The organism is Bacillus sp. FSL H8-0492 (assembly GCF_038006145.1).
Classification (GTDB): domain Bacteria; phylum Bacillota; class Bacilli; order Bacillales; family Bacillaceae_G; genus Bacillus_A; species Bacillus_A mycoides.
Genome location: NZ_JBBOUP010000001.1, coordinates 2,510,972 through 2,527,520, shown reverse-complemented (window position 1 = coordinate 2,527,520; position 16,549 = coordinate 2,510,972). Strand labels below are relative to the sequence as shown.

Sequence of the window (16,549 nt, the reverse complement as noted above, 5' to 3'; positions counted from 1 at the left end):
CTGCTCATTATTACTAGCAGGATTTGTACACTATTATTTATATTAATATCAATGTATCTTCTTTTTCTAAAATTATTACATCTTCATCTAATTCGTCATTGAATTCTTTAAACTCCCTTGAATCAATATCGGTAGTATAATTTTTAATTAATTTAGCCATATGCATTACATGCGTATTATGAATATTTTGTTCTGAGAGCAAGGTTGATTTACAGCACATGTAATGTATCATTTTGGCGATTTCTTCTCTCTCTTCAGATTTTACACCAAGCGGGATAACTTCGAGTATGTACTGATGTACTATCTCATTACAATCTAATTCGTATGCAGCCGTGCTATAGTAAATTCCCATTTGATCTACAAATAATCTCGTTTCATTCATAACATGTTCTTGGTCTCTAACAATATAGTTCGGTACATCTGAGTTAGTATTAATTCTAATTATGTTTATATCCTCTTTTAAATTTGGGATTATTTCAGGTGAAACCCCAATATTAACGCTTTTATTTTGCAATTCCTCTATCCAATATTTCCTCATATTGGCATCTACAATAAAATAAACTTCTTTATTTTGTTTATGTGCATCTTGTGAAATTTCAACTAATGTTTCTGACATAAATTGTTTAAAACTGACTCCTATATCATTCCTTTTTGATGGTTGTGGTAAAAACACTTTATTATTACCTATATTTAATAAAGTATGATCAATTGTGCCCCATTCTTCTTGACCATATAATTTATATAATATTTCTCTCCCATTTATTTTTGAAAAAATAGGTAAGAAATCATATTTAGACATTTTCTCAATTGATAAATTTACAATTATCCCCGGTAATTTTATCTTATTCCAACTACACTTTAAGAATCCCTTTTGTTCTAACAAACTAAGAATGGCATTAATAATTTCTTTTTTAGATACACTTTGTCCGATAAATAAATTAATAAATGCTGAAATACGTTCCGTTTGAGCGAATCCTTCCCGAATAATTTGCTTTGGATTAATTTTTTCGCGACCATCACAATTTTTTATTGCAATTAATGCTAATTTCATTTCATTTTGCTCACCTGCCGTAGCATGTACAGCTTTTACGACATCGTCTACTAGTTTCTTTTTGTTTTTATGGCTATATTGCATTCTATATGGATTTTGTAACAATTTCCTAATGTTATATCTTACTATTTTTAACAACACCGGATTGTCTGCATTTAATACATAGGAGGAATCTCCGTTTTGAGCTAAAACTATTTTGCTATCTAATAACGCTTGTTCTATCTCTATTACTATATCATCTGACCATACTTCTAACGTAATTGATTCTAATCCCTTTGGGGCAAATAAAGGTAATAACTCATTCTCATTATTAGTTAATACATTTTCACATTCTGGAAGTAATGTGAAATATGGGCATATTCGTTGGAATTCATTAAAAAGTTCCTCTTTTTCTCTTACTTTTATACCAAATTTTATTTTTGTTCCTTGAACTTTATATATATTTCCGTTATATGGAAGAAGCACTCTTATCTTTGTTCCTCTAATATACTCTTTCGGACATTGGAGAATGTTCTCTAATTTAACTTCTCCCCCTATTCTATAATCATCTTTTAAATTTCTAAAACGTTTAATCCACTTTATTCCTTTTACAGCTTGTTGTACTTTTAACTTTACAAATCTTTGCTTTTTATTATTTGATTCAAATTCAGGAGTTGAAATCAGTATTTGGCTCCGCTTTCGCCCTAAAAGTATAGGGATATCTTTATGATTATATTGTTGATAAAACCTCCTAATCCCTACAGATACTTTTAATAGAAGAATATTCTCACCTCCACGAGTTACGTATTCAAACCGATATACATAAGAGAAATAATCATGTGTTTCTTCATCTTTAATAGGCTCAGACATCGCTTCAGAAACATGTTGTGATCGCAGTGGTGAAAAATATATTTCTTCCTCATTTTTATTTTCCATACGTAAAGGCTGTTCGCAAAAAATATGAGTAATTAGAGCTGGTACCCATTTAGAAAACGTTTTTTTATCATGTAATGCTGGTAAATTACTAATTAAATCATACTGCCATTCTAAATGTGGTGGATCTATTAATTTATTAGGTTTCCAATCATGAATAACCTCATACCAGCTTTGGAAAATATAGTCTAACTGTTCTTGTTTCATTGGTTCTTTTGCTACAATCCAGGGCGTATCTTCCTTTAATATATATGGATTATGCTGAATGAATAATATATCAGAAAACATTTCATACAATCTTTCATTTACAAGTTTTAATTTGCTCGTTAATAAAAATGTTCTATAATGTATCTCTACAATATCAAGCCATTCAATAGGAAAATAAATATACGATACTTTCTCATTATAGAGGGGTTCTACTATATTTTTAAATGCTAATAACTGTAATTTTTCCATAATATTAATACTTCCTCTCTTAATTTATATTGATCATGAATAATACTAGAAAAGATACCAATTTTTTAAGCATTAACGAATCAAATTTTAACCACGTACATTAAAGGAAATAGCTAAATTACATTTGATTATATAAATAAAACGTTATTAAAATCAAATTAATATAAAGTAACTATTAACATATAACTACCTCCTTATGGAACTTTATATTATAAAATCATTATAATGAATTATTATATTTTTTATCTATGATTTACAAAAAAATTACAGAAACTAAATATAATAAAAGGTATCGCCTCTTTATATAGCGATACCTTTTATATACTCTTAATTAAATAACACCTTTAACTTCTTCATTCACCGGCCATTTTTCTAATGTATATGCCATTTCCCAAAATGAATATTCATATTGACTACTAAAAATAAAATGTTGTCTCATACGATTACGGTCTGCCTCTGTTACTTTTTCAGCGATCGTATCTAATCGTGTGATTTGCTCTTCAACTAATGTACGGAACCAATCAGATCCATATGCAGAAATCCATTCTTGATAAATTGGCTCTTCTGGTTGACATTCTTTTAATCGTTCACCGATTTCATAATATAACCAATAACAAGGTAAAATAGCCGCAATAATATCTCCTAAATGCCCTTCATAAGCTGCACGATACATATGAGATGTATATGCATATGCAGTTGGCGCAGGAATAAAATTATCTTTTTCTTCTTTTGTAATCCCTAATTTCTTTGCGAAATTCTCATGTAATGATAACTCAGCTTCATACGTATTTTGTGCATGGTGTGCCATACGAGCTGTCGTTTCTAATTCAAGAGCCTTTGCAGCACCTAACGTTTGTACTCTAGCAAAATGACTCAAATAATAAGAATCTTGAAGCACATAATATCGAAAACTAGCTAAATCTAATGTTCCTTCGCCTAGTTTTTTTACAAAAGGATGGTTAAAACTTGCTTCCCAAATTGAATCTACTTCTTTACGTAATGATTGTGAAAAAGTCATTTAAATCCCTCCAAATAATGTAAAAAATATACGTATTTATCCACAATTATTAAAGCTGTAAAATAAAAAAACTTTCTTTACAGGCGTAAAGAAAGTGAAATTGACAGTATTTATTCGTTAAATAGCAACGTCTTTCCCACTTCCCTACGCTGGCATTAACCAGATCAGGTACTAAGAGTCTCAAAATTTCATCTGATCTCAGCCTATAAAAGGCCCCCCTAGTGGATAAATATTTAGTTGTCGTATTGTAATTATCATAGCATAATTCGTGGAACTGTCAAAAGAATTAATTATATAACTACCTTAAAAACCTTCTTCTTTCCTTACTTTTAATGAAGTTTCAATTATCATATCTAATAGTTTGCCATAATTAATTCCCGCTGCTTCCGCACTTTTTGGTAGTAAACTTGATTGTGTCATCCCTGGTAATGTATTAACTTCCATTACATATGGAATTCCTTCCTTCACCATCATATCAACCCTTGCGTAAACACTACATTTTAATGCTTTATAACAAGCCAGTGACGCTTTATTTACACGTTCCTTTATTTCAGCTGGAAGTTCGATAACTTCTTCAACTGTACTAGTATCATCATATTTTGCATTGTAGTCAAAGAACACAGCAGCATGTCGAATCGAAATGATAGGTAACTGTTGCCCATCAAAAATTGAACATGTAATCTCGTCACCTTTTATATACTTCTCAATTACTACTTCAGAATCCCATTCGAATACAGTTTCTAGCATAGAGATTAATTCATTTTTATCATAGACAATCTTAACTCCAACACTTGAGCCGCCAGAGTTTGGTTTTACCACTAACGGAAATCCTAATTTATCTAACTCCTCAAGCTTTAGATCCTCCATTTTTGTAAGTTCAATCCAATCTGGTGTTTCTACTCCTTCATAACGCAAAATCTTTTTTGAAATATTTTTATCCATACATATACCGCTAGATAACATATTACTGCCGCTATATGGAATACCTAAGCTCTCAAGCGTCCCTTGAACCGTACCATCTTCTCCGTATTTTCCGTGTAATGCTAGCAATGCAAAATCAATGTCTTTCGCTTTTTCAATTAAATCCATTTTTTCATTTAACGTAATTGGAACGATTTCATATTTACTCTTATCTAAATGTGCAATCATTTCATTCCCAGTCATAATTGATACTTGTTTTTCAGAGGATACTCCTCCCATAATAACGCCAATTCTCATTTTCTCAACTCCAAGTTTCATTTTTTAAAGTTTCACCAATTATTTGAATCCCGCTAACAATTTCCTGTTCTTTCAAACGTGAAAATCCTAATCGGAATGTGTTCGCTCCTCCTCCATCAGAGTAAAAAACATCTCCAGGAGAAAACGTAACTCCTTTCTCATAACACTTTTGTAAAAGTGTGCGGGCTTGAATTTTTTCTTCCAATTCTATAAACAAATGAAGTCCACCGTCTCCAGTCATTCTTTTAAACGGAATGTACTGATTACACGCCCCAACAGCTAACTCATATTTTTTCTTATAAACAGATCTTGCTTTTTTTAAATATTTTTCAAAATATCCTTCATGTAAATATTGAAACAGAACAGCTTGATCTAACGTAGATGTGTGAATGGTTCGGGCTCTTTTAACACTTTCTAAATAATGTATCAGTTCTTTATCTGCAATGATCCAACCTACACGTAAACCAGGGAAAAGTACCTTTGAAAAGCTACTAATATAAATCACATTATTACCAGCCCCTGCAAAAGTTAATAATGGCGATAAATGTGAACCCGAATAACGTAATTCTTCATTAAACCCATCCTCTATAATAGGGATCTTGTATTTTGAAAATAACCTCATCAATTCCGTTCTTTTCTCCGAACTCGTAACAATACCAGTCGGATTATGATAAGAAGGGATTAAATACGCGAAATCAAAATCCTTTTCACGCAAACTTTTTTCTACTTCATTCGTATCAATACCATCATCATTCATATTAATTCCATGAACTTCAAGTCCATGTAAACGAAAAAGCTTCAATGCAGCATGGTGAGTTGGGTTCTCACAAATAACACGCCCTGATTTCTTCGATAAAGAAGATAACACAATATCTAATCCTTCTGTAAATCCATTTGTAATTAGAATATCTTTGTTCGAAATATCTACACCTTTCATTTCCATGTAATGAAGTAAATAATTAATTAACGGTCTATAACCTTTTGCATATCCGTAGTTCAATACGATATCCCCTTCAATGGACATACGAGTAAGAAAAGCTCTTTTGAAATTTTCAACATCAAATAGCTTTTCGTCCGGGGCTATACTATTAAAAACAATCATTCCTTTTTCCCAGCGAACTCCATGCTTCATTAAGTCTAATTCATCCGCTAATGTGGTAACTGTATTAAGTTTATTTTTCCAATCTATTTCAACAGACGAGGTGTTACTTATATCCACCTTCGCAACGAAATTTCCTTTTCCTTTAACTGCATAAATGAGTCCTTCTTGTTCTAAATCCGCATATGCAGAGAGTACTGTATTTCTGCTCACTGATAATAATTCACTCAGTTCCCTTGTTGATGGGATTTTTTGGTCCCCCAACAAATGCCCTTTCATAATCATCTTTTTTAAATAATCCTTTAATTGAATATAAACGGGACGATCTTTTACAACTTTAAAATCTTTAAACAATTTCTTACCCCCTGCAATTATTTTTACATATTTATTTCATTCTCAAAAGGTCCACTACATATGTATTTTTTATTAATAGCGGTACGGTTATAAAGCCTATAAATCATTTCGATATAAATTGATTACATCTTTTAAAGCAGCAGCGGCAGCTCCGCGTGGATTAGAAGCTCCACCAATTGTAGTGACTTGTCCCATTGTATCTGTAAAGAACGTAATTCCTTTTTCCGTGCCATTTATATTTGCTAACGGATGTTCTTTCTCTAAATTACAAGGTTGTACACTAAGGTTTACTTTTCCATTATCATCTTTATATGCTGATGCAATTAATTTAATTGATTTATTTTGTTCCTTTGCATTTTGAATTTGTTGCGTTGTAACGTGCTCTATTCCGTTTATTTTTATATCTTTGAGTGAATAATCGTTTCCCATTAAACTATTCGTCAAAAGTAATAATTTACAAGCGCTATCCATCCCGCTTATATCTAATAACGGGTTAGTCTCCGCAATTCCTTTATTTTGTGCTTCTTGCAATGCTTCTTCAAACGTCTTATATTCTTCATGCATCTTTGTAAGAATATAATTTGTTGTCCCGTTCAATATTCCTTCTATTTTTTCAATATGGCAACCTGCTAAACTTAGTTGTCCAATGTCTAATGTCGGTAACGCAGCGGCAGTTGCACCGCTATATCGAATGCGTGAGCCTGAAATACGTGCTGCTGTATTCAGTTCACTCCAAGCTGTAACAAGTGCACCTTTTGAAATAGCTACTATATCCATTTGATTTTCAATAGCTTGTTTCATATACTGTTTCCCTGGATTTCCATTTTTAAGATTTGTAGCAGTTGATTCAACCAATACAGTACCATTTATATTAATCGTTCCGCGTTCCTCTGGATAATGTTCGATATATTTTTCAATTGCAGCAGAACCATCACCATACGTCAATAAATCATTAATCTGCAAACCTTTTCCGTTATGTATTGCAATATTTCTTCCTATCACTCCACTAACAACTAAGTCAATTCCATATGTTTCATTTATATATAAATATTTTTCGTTTAATAATTTAATAAATTCTTTACCAACTGTCCCATACCCCGATAATACAACTTGAATTTTCATAAGATCACCCCATGTTTTTTTGCCAAATCCCTCTTTCAATATAATATAAAGCGCCCTCGAATTCCATCGAGAGCGCTTTATTATTATCTATTTCGGTAACCGTGATAATTTTTCTGCAATTGTTCTATAAAACTCTTGAATATTAGAAAAACCTAACGTGTCTGAAACGCTTAATCCTACCATATCAAGATGGTCCCAATTTGCTTTCGTTTCGATATGATTCCATTTTCCAACCTGTAAAGACTCATTATCATTTGCAGCAATATTAGATGAAGGTGCAATCATAGAATTTGTATTTACTACACCGTCATTTTGCCACCAAGAAGTATCTATTAATGTTCGATTCTCTTCATATCTTGCATAGGAACCTAAGAAAAATGCATTCCCCATTAACACTTTATTCATCGTTATATGAGGTAAATGTAAACCTGTTATTGGTGCTGCTTGCGATGCATGTCCACTATAGGATAAGTAATATACATCCGATTGCGTCTTTACCCAATTATTTAACTCCTTTGCTCCATCAGTACTTAAATCCCATTGACTTATATCTTTTGTATTTTCCCAAATTGAACTATTTAAAATACGATCAGTATATTGGAAAAAGGACTCTCCAGTATTCTTTTTTATACCCCATTGATCCAATTTAAAATCATATAATGATAAATTATTGTTTCCACCTAAACTTGCAGCTGTAATGAGTAAATCTTTAACGAACGGCAACAGAAGACTTCCGTCCGCGAGTGTTGTACCGTTATGAGGAGTTGCTAAAGTTGTAACACTATGAACATACGATTTGCCACCTTCAAATAGTGGTGATATCTTTGTATTCGGATGATTTTTCACATAATCTTTTTCTTCATAACTTCCTTCTTTTAATAACTGCACTAATGTTCTTGTCGTTTGTCCACCCATGCTATGCCCAACTAAATGAATTTTATTTGTTTCACTCCAATTCGGTGCAAATCCACTATAAGTTCTACCAAAACGATTATGTCCATGTTTCTCAGCATGTGCCGCACCGTAGTCTACTATTCCACCGTTAATTTGCGCATATAATTCACATGCACGATCCCAGTTACTAGAAACTGGTCCAACAGCTGCAGTATGTACTGTATAACCATTTCTTTTTAAATCTTCTTGTATATCATGAACACCACCCCAATATTTTACCCCTAGCATTTCCTCTCTACCCCATCCAGCAAATCCATTCACTAAAATGATAGGATAATTATTTTGTTGTCTCTCTTCAGCGTATGTTGTTTTCGCTGCGAATGAACAAACAGTCACTAATGCGAAAAAACATACTTTTAAAAATAATTTCCCCATACTTTCTCCCCCCTCAATAAAACGTTTACATTTATCTTTGAAAAAAAATACAAACTTAGTTTGCAACTTAAACATAATGTAAAGTATTTTATATACGTTGTATATATAGAAAACATATACAAATGTTGATAAATATTAATTCTAGTAAGCATTTACTTTTTATAACACAACTTGTTAATCTGATTATTTGAATTTATAATTAAATATAGTTTCCTCATGTTAAATGGATTTAAAAATCATAAGAAAACTAATTTCATTGCTTGAAAAGGAGGAAAAAAGCATGCAAGTCGGATTAAACATTCATACATTATCTCAACCTTCTAAAATAACCCCATCTAATCTTGAGCATAATACTATCTCTTCTACTAAGCATGAAGATAAGAAATCTAATGATCTAATCAAATTTGATATTCGTACATCTGAACAAGAAATGAAACAAGCGGATCATAAATTTAGCGAATTAGACTTATGGAAAATGCTAAAAGACAAAGGTGTACCTTTATGGATGATTTTAGAAATGTTACAGAAATTTCGTAAAGAAAAGGAATCTCAAAATGGTTCGGTTCAACATTCAAATGCGATTGAAGAAACGAGCGAGACTCGATTAAATGAAGTCATGTAAACTATGTTATCTGAATGGTCTATAACTAAAAAGAGTTCAAGGTTGATAGAAACTTTATCAACCTTGAACTCTTTTTTAAGATTTTTCTTCAATCGTTAAAAACTGAACTGATACTTCTCCCTCAAAATCTTTAATTAGTTTTCTTACTTTTACATTTTCATTAACCAATGTATTATCTGTCGACATTTTAGGTTTTTCGTCACCTAAAGATTTTTTTAATTGAAGAAGATGCATTTTTGTTTCATTTGCTTTTATTTCCTTATATATATTATTTTTGGATACAATCACATACCATTGCGTTGGATAATTACGCTTGTTACCTATCCAAGCGTCACTATTGTATATGACAGGGACCTCTTTTCCTTCTAATTTAATACTTTTCAAAGTCTTTTCGTCTTCTTGTGCAAACAGTAGAGAACCCTCTTTTGGGAATTTCGGTAACGTATTTACAGGCATAAAATTGGAGCCATTATCTCGTTTACGGAAAACTTTAGCTTTAATCAATGCTTGTGCTGTAGACTCATTTAAAATTAATACCTGTCCGTTTCCATAAGTACCTGTTTTCACAGAAAACACTTCTTTTTCTTTCGTAATTTCTTGATAACGATTAATAATTGGTGAAATTTTATTTTCATTTCCAATGATTAATAAACCGTTTGCAGGAAATGGATTCTCCTTTTTAGAACATGCACTAAAACTTATTAATAGTAGTATCGTTAACATAAAAATAGTTAAAGTTCTTTTCATCGCGTTTCCTTTCATCATACAGTTCATTTTTTCCACATACTTTAATGTAGTCTTACAAGCTAATAAACTCTATTGCTCCATAACCTTATAAAGCTTTTGCAGGTAACGCCAACGGGTTATAAAGAAATATAATATTTGTATACATATAAATGAAATTAAAATAACGATAGAGCTATTAATTATAGAAAAATCGACTAATTGCTGTAATGCCGTATAAGCGACTACAGTATGAATCACTGCAACAACAATCGGTAAGAAGAACATTAATAATAACTGTCTCGTTACAATTTTTTTTAATTCTCGTTTACTTAACCCCATTTTCGAAATCATTTTATATTGCTGTTGATCGCGATCCAAATCAGTATATAATCGGAAATAAATAAAACTAGCAGCGAATGTGAAAAAGACGATTCCGACTAAAACACTTGCCATAAGTAATAATCCATTCGTTTGCTTTGCACTTAACAAATCTATAGTTAAAGCCCGAAATTGAAAATTACCTACTCTAGTATCTTTCTCAAATCTACTAATTAATTCGTTTGAAATTCCCTTCGTTTTCATCCAATCGTCTACAACAAATCCGTAAGTACGATATTGACTGTCTTTATTAACTGGGTCACTAGTAAGAGGGATTCCATCATATACCTGATCTTTAACAGCGATATAAATAGTTCTAGAATCATGTGGTAAAACTAAATTTTCTACAGCTTTTTTCACATGAAATGTCTTTGTCCAATCTCCTTGAATGACTTCTATATTCTTTTTATACTCGCCATTTTTAAATTCTTGTTTTTGTGATACGACTCCAGGAATTAATAAAATTTCATCTTCTTTTTCTATTGTTTCTTGTTGATAGCCTAGCGCTTTAGCAAGATCGTTATATTCACTTAACTTCATTACATCTACACCATTTTCCGTGTATATATATGAAGATGAAGCCATTCGATACGGAATATTAGCATCAGAAAGGTGTTTTTTTATAATAGAAAGATTTTTATTTAATACTTTGTCGTTTTCAAAACTTCCATACAAAAATGTATACGGATTTGTCATCCTTACCAAATCCCTATTTCCAATTGCAGCTGTTGTACCAATCGCTGTAAATGCAACTGCTGAAACAATAGATACTATAAAAAACATCGTTGCATTATCTTTCATACGGTAAATTAATTCAGAAAATGTTAATATATTTGTTCTCTTTAAAAAGAAAGATTCTCTCCTTTTCGCAAGGTGCAATATATAAACGCTACACTGTGTATATAAAAAGTACGTTCCTATAATTACTAGGAGCACCCCTATTCCAAGCGTAATAAAATTAGTACTTGGGATAAAGCGAAATACTGAAAAATATCCATACCCTATACTAATTAAAGAAAGTAGCGATAATAAAATTGATGCTTTCGGTTCTGGCTTTGGCTTTTCCTCTGCTTGTATAAGTTCCACAAGTTCTGTTACTTTTATCATTTTAAATGTAACGAGCGAAACAATTAAAAATAATAAAAGAAATGTGATAACTGTTAATAATACGGCCTGCACTGGTATATAAAAAGGCAAACCATTACTAATCATTAATACACTTGCGCTTATCAATAAAACTAGTTTAGAAAATATGAGTCCAATGAGAATTCCTATACAAATTGAGCCAAGTCCAATCAACATATTTTCAATTAATAATAATTTCTTAAGCTGTCTCATTGACATACCTTGCATCATTAATATCCCAAATTCTTTCTTGCGCGTTTTTAAAAATGAACTAACTGAATATAGAATGAAGAAAAATGAAAATACAAAAATCAAGCCTTGTGAAACTGAAAATCCCAATGTACCAAATGCACTTATTGTTGCACTTGTCGATTTCAACTCACCTTGTAAATCAGGATGAAATAATAAAAGAGCATACGTAAAGAAAATCATAATAGAAAATGCACTACTTAAAAAATGAGCTGCATATGTACGCTTATTGCGAAAAATATTATTAAATGCGAACTGACGAAAAGTCATGCCTTTTCCCTCCTAACAAAGAAAGGACATCCATAATCTTTTGATAAAATGCTTGCCTACTTTCACCACAATAAATTTCGTTATATAGTTGACCATCTTTAATAAATATGACTCTGCTGCAAAAACTCGCTGCATACGGATCATGTGTAACTAACATCATCGTAGCTTTTTCTTCTTTATTTAAAGTATCTAGCATCTCCATTACATCATTTGAAGATTTAGAGTCTAAATTCCCTGTTGGTTCATCTGCAAGTAATAATTGCGGCTTATGAACAATTGCACGAGCAATTGCTGTTCTTTGAGCTTGCCCCCCTGAAATTTCAAAAGTTCTTTTACTCAATATATCTGTAATATTTAATTTCTCTGCAATTTCTTCAACTCGTTCGTTCATTTCTTGTACAGAAACACCATCTAATGTCATCGGCAATACGATATTTTCCTTTACTGTAAGTGTGCTAAGTAAATTAAATGATTGAAAAACAAATCCTAATTGTTTCCTACGGAATAAAGCCAAATTATCTGATGTCAACTGGAATGGATTTGTACCATTTATTAATATTTCTCCCGATGTTGGAGCGTCGATAGTAGATACCATATTTAATAACGTTGTTTTCCCGCTCCCTGATGGCCCCATAATCCCTATAAATTCACCTTCTTGAATTGATAAATCAATATCTACCAATGCTTTAAAAGGTACTTTCCCTTTATATACTTTACTAATACTTTTTGCATGTAGAATTTCCATTTATATTCTCCCTTCATTTGCACTTCTCACAATATAGTGTAAATGAATTGTTTTATAGCACATATTGATTCATCTTTCATTTATCTTACACGCTTGTAAGATTTCTGAAAAAACTGATAACAAACCTATTTTCAAACTATAATCAATTTATATCTATCTTATAATATTCGCAGGGTAGTATGAAATACAATGCTATTTATTTCTAATCTTTATTATATTAATGAAAAAAGACCGATTGTATTATCGGTCTTTTTACTTTCAAATATTATATTTTTAACTAATTTCTTAAATTGAAATATAATTAAATAATACTTTTAATACTATTTCACTTGATAATATCCTCTGCAAAATACTGAGTTCTTCGGTTTCATTACAATTAAAAATGAATTGTAAATATCTGAGGCGGAAATTATTGCGTTTATCCAACATACAAATAATATGATTGATTTAATATTTCCTGATACATAGAACGACATAAATGCAGGGGCTACCGATAATACAATTATGGGTAAGCTCATAAAGACCCAAAATCTCGCTTTGGATAGGGTTGCATTTGTATTTAGCCAAAAAAATATTCCACTACATGTTAAGCTAATATCACCTTTGTTACTTATGACCAAAATGTGTAGACATTCGTGAATGATGAAGACAAAGATACCTATTATGATTAGATACAATATATTAATATGAGTGAAACCTATTCCAAAGTAATTTGGTATCAGAAAAATGATTATTTGAAGTAGATATACAAACTTCATATAATGCTTTTGATACCAATTATTCTTAATAAAAGGAGTCCATTCTGAAAAATCCATACTTATCTGTGGCAAGTGACGAAACCAAATTATGATATGCGTTCCCCTCCCTCATTTAATCTATTTCATAACTTAAAACTTTTAATCCACTAACACTCAACCGTAAGTTTTATATGCAAAACTTCGCTCACCTTCACTTTTGCCGTTCGTTCTTCTATTTGAGATCAAAATGATTCATTTTTAGGATAATTTGAGTAAGAAAGTGGTGTTTTCATAGATAAATGCATTCGACAAAATTATCCAAACCCCTTTTCATATATGATTTTTTATAAAATGATTATCGCATGTACAGCTTAATCCCCTTGTTTTTTGATGAGAAAATCCGGTAAGAAGCCATCCAAATTGTCTCTTTGATATGGTAACAGGTATAATGGAATGTAAAAAAGCTTAGAGTTTTAGCTCTAAGCTTTTTTACATTCCATTATAGATTCTTTTAAAGAGCAATATTTTTTATCCACTCTGATTTGCTTAATAAATAATGATTATATAGTTGGTTTTCTATCGTCTGTTGGCTCAAATAAGTAAATCCACATTTTTCAATAACTTTATTTGATGGTACGTTGTTAATTAAAGCAATTGCGTTGAGGACATCTACATTTGTATTTTTAAACAAATAATCAATTAACCCTTTAGTCGCTTTCGTAGCATAACCATTGCTTTGATACTCGCTTGAAATAGCATACATTATTTCTCTATTTGGTGAAGGGAGTTCTTCTTTAATGCTTGTGCAGCACCATCCAATAAATTCATTTGTATCTTTATTAAATATTCCTAGCTTTAATATATGATCATCTATGTTAGACGTTTTTGTCACTGCATCAAGAAATGCTTTGTTTGCTGGTATTTCATCATTAATAACCCAGTCAATCCTTTGTTCTTTCGTTGATTTCCAGTCTGGTAAAAACTGTTCTATTTCCGGTTGATTCGATATTTTATAAATACTCTCCGCATCTTTGATAGTAAACTCTTGCAAGTATATATCTCCACAGTCTATTCTAAATAAATTAGTCGAACTCTCTTCTCCCATGTTAATCCCCCTTAATTACATTAAAGCGCCTTAATCTGCTTCGTAAGTTCTATAAATCGTTCATCAAGTTCTTTATATTCTTTATCGTTAGAAGTTAAAAAGCTTAATTTACCTAATACTTCTTGTCTCTCTGTTTCTAATGTTAAACGTAGCTCTTCAATATCATCTCTTGTTTTAATAAGTTCCTCTAGCTGCTTTTGTATCGTATTATTTAAAAACACGAGTTTCGTGTTAGTTGTTTTCTCCAGGAAATATCGATCGTGAGAAACTATAACGAGTGTTCCATTATACTCAGCTAATGTATTTTCAAGCTGTTCACGTGAAGGGAGGTCAAGGTGATTCGTCGGTTCATCTAAAATAAGTACATCTTTTTCATCTAAAATATAAGCCATTAACTTGCATTTTACTCGTTCCCCCATACTCATATGCTCAATCGGTTCTTTCCATTGAGAAGCTTGGAATCCTAAATGTTTCATTAAATTTTGGACTTTTCCTCTTTCTTCAAATGTCTCTTTAAAAAATAAATCTTCTGGTGTTTTATCCAGTGGTAAATCAAATACTTCTTGTGTTAAATAACCGATGTTTGCAGATGGTGAAATCCATACTTCTCCTTGTACAGTTTCCGTTCCCATAATCATCTTCAGTAATGTTGTTTTCCCGCTACCGTTTGGTCCAACAATCGCAACCTTCTCACCGTGCTGGATTGTAAAATTAACGTTTTCAAATAATGTCTTTCCATGAAAGTCTTTTTTTAATTTCTTTACTTCTAAAAAGCGTTTTCCTACTTTTTTATTCGCTTGAATAGAGAACTCCACTGAATACTCTTCTTTCACACGTTCTACTTTCGTTTTCTCCAGCTCTTTTTCGAGACGTTTTCGTTTTGACTTCACTTGCGCATCCATTCGCTTCGCTTTTACACGATAAAACTCTTTAACTCCTTCTTGTTTTGTAGACTGTGCGTGTGCCTTTTGTGACCATGAACTTAATTCTTTTATATGTGTTTCTACTTGTTCTATCTTTTTTTGTTGCTTTTCATATTCACGTTGCTGCGTCATTCTTGTATGCTCACGTGCTTTCATATAACTCGTATAATTACCGCTATGCTCAATTAGTTTCTTTTCCTCAATTGACCATATTTTCGTTGCGACAACATCTAAAAAGTATCGATCATGCGATACAACGATAACTGTACCCTTCATATTTTTTATTTGCTTAATGAGAAATTCCGTACTCATCTCATCTAAATGATTTGTCGGTTCGTCTAATATTAATAAATTAGGATTTTCGGCAAATCCTTTTGCTAGTCGAACTTTCAGCTTTTCACCACCACTTAAAGTAAGAAAATCGTTCGTTGGCACGCCCCATTTCGCAAGAAGTTCTGCTTCTTTTGCAATCATATCATTACTAATAAAAGATTCTATTTCTTGTTCAACATATGCCGTTGTCATATTCATTTGCTGCCATTCAACAATCCCTTTTGATGGCTCAATCTTCCCATTTATTAATTGAAGTAACGTTGATTTACCGGCACCGTTTTTACCAATTAATCCGATAACATCCCCTTGTTTAACTGTCACATTCATTTTCTCTAACAAAGTATTTTCCTTTATTTCAACATAAACATCATTTAATTTTAAAAGTTCTTTCATAATACCGATCCCTTTCATTAAGGGAGAATAAAAAAATCCTCCCAAATAAATTTGGCAGGATTAGTCATTAAAATATTTATACCCAAATAAGCTATTGTACAACATAAATAGCAATACCGTTGTAAGGAAATTGGGCAGACTAATCCTATTTTTTATAAATTGAAATTTATTGAATTTCAACATTTAAAAATAAGATTAGTTAATCATCGTCCACCCATCATTCCTTTCCGTCGTTAGTAACCATATTGTACCATAGTAGTACTGTATGAGTAAATGCGATTATACGTGCTGTGAAAATGATTGCTTTCTTTTAGGTCTATTTATCTTCACTTCATACCGATCAAATACAAACAACATCTGTAATACTACTGGCTTTAGATTTCC

Annotated in this window: 13 protein-coding genes and 1 riboswitch; of the genes, 1 reads left to right on the top strand and 12 read right to left on the bottom strand. The window is 31.6% G+C overall.

Going from position 1 to position 16,549, the window contains the following annotated elements:
• Nucleotides 1-37 precede the first annotated feature (37 nt).
• The 6 genes from MHH66_RS13080 to MHH66_RS13055 all read right to left on the bottom strand — a co-directional run bounded on the left by MHH66_RS13080 (nucleotide 38) and on the right by MHH66_RS13055 (nucleotide 8,559).
• On the bottom strand, nucleotides 38-2,419 hold the full coding sequence (locus MHH66_RS13080) for a pPIWI_RE module domain-containing protein (RefSeq protein ID WP_078186018.1): 2,382 nt from the start codon (nucleotides 2,417-2,419) through the stop codon (nucleotides 38-40).
• Nucleotides 2,420-2,750: 331 nt separating this feature from the next.
• Complete coding sequence (gene tenA / locus MHH66_RS13075; RefSeq protein WP_002032475.1) at nucleotides 2,751-3,437, bottom strand: thiaminase II; 687 nt, start codon at nucleotides 3,435-3,437, stop codon at nucleotides 2,751-2,753.
• A 124-nt stretch (nucleotides 3,438-3,561) separates the two neighbouring features.
• Nucleotides 3,562-3,667, bottom strand: a riboswitch (TPP riboswitch).
• A 73-nt stretch (nucleotides 3,668-3,740) separates the two neighbouring features.
• Complete coding sequence (locus MHH66_RS13070) at nucleotides 3,741-4,655, bottom strand: D-alanine--D-alanine ligase (RefSeq protein WP_078185999.1); 915 nt, start codon at nucleotides 4,653-4,655, stop codon at nucleotides 3,741-3,743.
• 4 nt (nucleotides 4,656-4,659) lie between these two features.
• On the bottom strand, nucleotides 4,660-6,108 hold the full coding sequence (pdxR, locus tag MHH66_RS13065) for a MocR-like pyridoxine biosynthesis transcription factor PdxR (RefSeq protein ID WP_002032478.1): 1,449 nt from the start codon (nucleotides 6,106-6,108) through the stop codon (nucleotides 4,660-4,662).
• A gap of 96 nt (nucleotides 6,109-6,204) precedes the next feature.
• The gene (locus MHH66_RS13060; RefSeq protein ID WP_002165683.1) at nucleotides 6,205-7,230 is read right to left on the bottom strand and encodes a homoserine dehydrogenase; all 1,026 of its coding nucleotides are present in this window, start codon (nucleotides 7,228-7,230) and stop codon (nucleotides 6,205-6,207) included.
• 87 nt (nucleotides 7,231-7,317) lie between these two features.
• On the bottom strand, nucleotides 7,318-8,559 hold the full coding sequence (locus tag MHH66_RS13055) for an esterase/lipase family protein (protein ID WP_002085203.1): 1,242 nt from the start codon (nucleotides 8,557-8,559) through the stop codon (nucleotides 7,318-7,320).
• A 280-nt stretch (nucleotides 8,560-8,839) separates the two neighbouring features.
• Between MHH66_RS13055 and MHH66_RS13050 the strand changes: the two genes are divergently transcribed.
• Nucleotides 8,840-9,181 carry a DUF3914 domain-containing protein gene (locus MHH66_RS13050; protein ID WP_002165682.1) on the top strand — a complete coding sequence of 114 codons (342 nt, stop codon included), beginning with the start codon at nucleotides 8,840-8,842 and terminating at the stop codon, nucleotides 9,179-9,181.
• A 75-nt stretch (nucleotides 9,182-9,256) separates the two neighbouring features.
• On the opposite strand, the gene MHH66_RS13045 is transcribed toward MHH66_RS13050, so the two are convergent.
• The 6 genes from MHH66_RS13045 to abc-f all read right to left on the bottom strand — a co-directional run bounded on the left by MHH66_RS13045 (nucleotide 9,257) and on the right by abc-f (nucleotide 16,165).
• Nucleotides 9,257-9,928 carry a lipoprotein BA_5634 family protein gene (locus MHH66_RS13045; protein ID WP_002165681.1) on the bottom strand — a complete coding sequence of 224 codons (672 nt, stop codon included), beginning with the start codon at nucleotides 9,926-9,928 and terminating at the stop codon, nucleotides 9,257-9,259.
• Nucleotides 9,929-9,997: 69 nt separating this feature from the next.
• Nucleotides 9,998-11,929, bottom strand: a complete 1,932-nt coding sequence (locus MHH66_RS13040; protein WP_078185998.1) for an ABC transporter permease — start codon at nucleotides 11,927-11,929, stop codon at nucleotides 9,998-10,000.
• Nucleotides 11,904-12,674, bottom strand: a complete 771-nt coding sequence (locus MHH66_RS13035) for an ABC transporter ATP-binding protein (protein ID WP_078185997.1) — start codon at nucleotides 12,672-12,674, stop codon at nucleotides 11,904-11,906. Before MHH66_RS13035 ends, MHH66_RS13040 begins: the two co-directional genes overlap by 26 nt.
• A gap of 320 nt (nucleotides 12,675-12,994) precedes the next feature.
• A complete protein-coding gene (locus tag MHH66_RS13030; RefSeq protein WP_002013123.1) occupies nucleotides 12,995-13,489 on the bottom strand; it encodes a DUF3267 domain-containing protein in 495 nt (164 codons plus the stop codon).
• A 433-nt stretch (nucleotides 13,490-13,922) separates the two neighbouring features.
• The gene (locus MHH66_RS13025; RefSeq protein ID WP_002165679.1) at nucleotides 13,923-14,516 is read right to left on the bottom strand and encodes a GNAT family N-acetyltransferase; all 594 of its coding nucleotides are present in this window, start codon (nucleotides 14,514-14,516) and stop codon (nucleotides 13,923-13,925) included.
• 20 nt (nucleotides 14,517-14,536) lie between these two features.
• Nucleotides 14,537-16,165, bottom strand: coding sequence for a ribosomal protection-like ABC-F family protein (gene abc-f / locus MHH66_RS13020; RefSeq protein ID WP_078186028.1), 1,629 nt, complete (start codon nucleotides 16,163-16,165; stop codon nucleotides 14,537-14,539).
• Between the last annotated feature and the right edge of the window lie 384 nt (nucleotides 16,166-16,549).

Coding starts and splice junctions, on each gene's coding strand:
- tenA (WP_002032475.1), bottom strand. CDS start 3,437: ATGACTTTTTCACAATCATTACGTAAAGAAGTAGATTCAATTTGGGAA.
- MHH66_RS13035 (WP_078185997.1), bottom strand. CDS start 12,674: ATGGAAATTCTACATGCAAAAAGTATTAGTAAAGTATATAAAGGGAAA.
- MHH66_RS13050 (WP_002165682.1), top strand. CDS start 8,840: ATGCAAGTCGGATTAAACATTCATACATTATCTCAACCTTCTAAAATA.
- MHH66_RS13040 (WP_078185998.1), bottom strand. CDS start 11,929: ATGACTTTTCGTCAGTTCGCATTTAATAATATTTTTCGCAATAAGCGT.
- abc-f (WP_078186028.1), bottom strand. CDS start 16,165: ATGAAAGAACTTTTAAAATTAAATGATGTTTATGTTGAAATAAAGGAA.
- MHH66_RS13025 (WP_002165679.1), bottom strand. CDS start 14,516: ATGGGAGAAGAGAGTTCGACTAATTTATTTAGAATAGACTGTGGAGAT.
- MHH66_RS13030 (WP_002013123.1), bottom strand. CDS start 13,489: ATGGATTTTTCAGAATGGACTCCTTTTATTAAGAATAATTGGTATCAA.
- MHH66_RS13070 (WP_078185999.1), bottom strand. CDS start 4,655: ATGAGAATTGGCGTTATTATGGGAGGAGTATCCTCTGAAAAACAAGTA.
- MHH66_RS13055 (WP_002085203.1), bottom strand. CDS start 8,559: ATGGGGAAATTATTTTTAAAAGTATGTTTTTTCGCATTAGTGACTGTT.
- MHH66_RS13060 (WP_002165683.1), bottom strand. CDS start 7,230: ATGAAAATTCAAGTTGTATTATCGGGGTATGGGACAGTTGGTAAAGAA.
- MHH66_RS13080 (WP_078186018.1), bottom strand. CDS start 2,419: ATGGAAAAATTACAGTTATTAGCATTTAAAAATATAGTAGAACCCCTC.
- MHH66_RS13045 (WP_002165681.1), bottom strand. CDS start 9,928: ATGAAAAGAACTTTAACTATTTTTATGTTAACGATACTACTATTAATA.